The 1516-nt window shown below is 66.8% G+C and carries 2 protein-coding genes; both read right to left on the bottom strand.

The features are described 5' to 3' along the window. The coding region (locus AB0I15_RS66835; RefSeq protein ID WP_358121202.1) for a carbohydrate ABC transporter permease at nucleotides 1-794 on the bottom strand (794 nt) is incomplete at its 3' end. Next, on the bottom strand, nucleotides 791-1516 hold a 726-nt coding region (locus tag AB0I15_RS66830), incomplete at its 5' end, for a sugar ABC transporter permease (protein ID WP_358121200.1). The genes AB0I15_RS66835 and AB0I15_RS66830, both read right to left, overlap by 4 nt.

The following is a 1516-nucleotide window of genomic DNA, read 5'->3' as shown; positions in this document are numbered from 1 at the left end:
GCGCCGGCGGTGACGCCGGCGGCGACGTAGCGCTGGGCGATGATGAGCAGGATGGTGGCCGGGATGGAGGCGATCACGGCGGTGGCCATGATGGCGTTCCATTCCTGGTTGTTGTTGCCGATGTAGTGGTAGATGCCGAGGGTGATGGGCTGGTGGTCGCCGCCCTGGTCGAGGGTGGAGGCGAAGATGAAGTCCGACCAGGCCCACAGGAACGCGAACAGGGACACGGTGATGATCGCGTTGCGGGAGATCGGCAGCACGATCGAGACGAAGGTGCGGACCACGCCGGCGCCGTCGGTGCGGGCGGCCTGGAGGAGTTCTTCGGGGATGGCGGACATGAACGCGGTGAAGATCAGTACGGCGAACGGCACGGCCAGGGTGGAGTCGGCGATGATCAGTCCGGGCACGGTGTTGAGCAGGCCGGTGGTCAGGAAGATGGCGTAGAAGCCCATCGCCATGATGATGCCGGGGATCATCTGGGCGACCAGCAGGACGAAGCCGAGTGTCCGGCCGCCGTGGGGGCGTAGTTTGGCCAGGGCGTAGCCGGCCGGGGCGGCCACCGTCAGGGTGAGGGCCACGGTGCCGAGGCCGATGAGCAGGCTTATGCCGAGGTAGGGCAGTTGCTGGTCGAGTACGGCCCGGTAGCCGTCCAGGGTGGCGTTGACGGGGAGCCAGTTCGGCGGGTTTGTGCGCATGTCGGTGGTGCGGGTGAAGGAGACGTTGATCATCCAGTAGACCGGGAACAGCATGACGGCGGTCAGGGTCAGCCCGATCGCGGTTTTGAGGGGTTTCATGGGGTGGCCTGCCGGCGGATGTAGAGCAGTCCGAAGATCAGCGCGGTCACGATGAGCAGGTTGCCGACCGCCGCGCCGGGGCCGAAGGCGGGCACCAGGTTGCCGAAGCCGAGGCGGTAGGACCAGGTGGCCAGGGTGGTGGAGGCGCCGCTGGGGCCGCCCTTGGTCATGATCCAGATGATGTCGAAGACCTTCAGTGTGTAGACCAGGCCGAGGAGCAGGGTGATCGCCGAGACCGGTCGCAGCAGGGGGAGGGTGATCTTCCAGAAGCGTTGCCGGGCGTTGGCGCCGTCGAGTGCGGCGGCCTCGTGGAGGTCGGGGGGGATCGCCTGCAGGCCGGAGTACAGGACGACGAGGTTGAACGGGATGCCGATCCAGATGTTGGCGATGGTCACCGACCACAGTGCCCAGTCCGGTGAGGTGAGCCAGTTCACCGGCGCGATCCCGAAGGCGCCGAGTGCGGCGTTGACCACGCCGGAGTCGCTGTTGAGCATCCATGACCAGGTGGAGGCCGACACGATCAGCGGCAGCAGCCACGGCACCAGGAACAACGCGCGCAGGGTGGCCGACAGGCGGAAGTTCTGGGTGAAGAACACCGCCAGTGCCAGCCCGATGGTGAACTGGAAGGCCAGTGACACCACGGTGAACACCACGGTGTGCCACAGCGCCGGCCAGAACGTGGCGTCGGCGAACACCTTGGCGTAGTTGGCCCACCCCGCGAA

Source organism: Nonomuraea sp. NPDC050643 (assembly GCF_040654715.1).
In the GTDB taxonomy this organism is placed as follows: Bacteria; Actinomycetota; Actinomycetes; order Streptosporangiales; family Streptosporangiaceae; genus Nonomuraea.
This window is presented reverse-complemented; position numbering and strand designations above follow the sequence as displayed.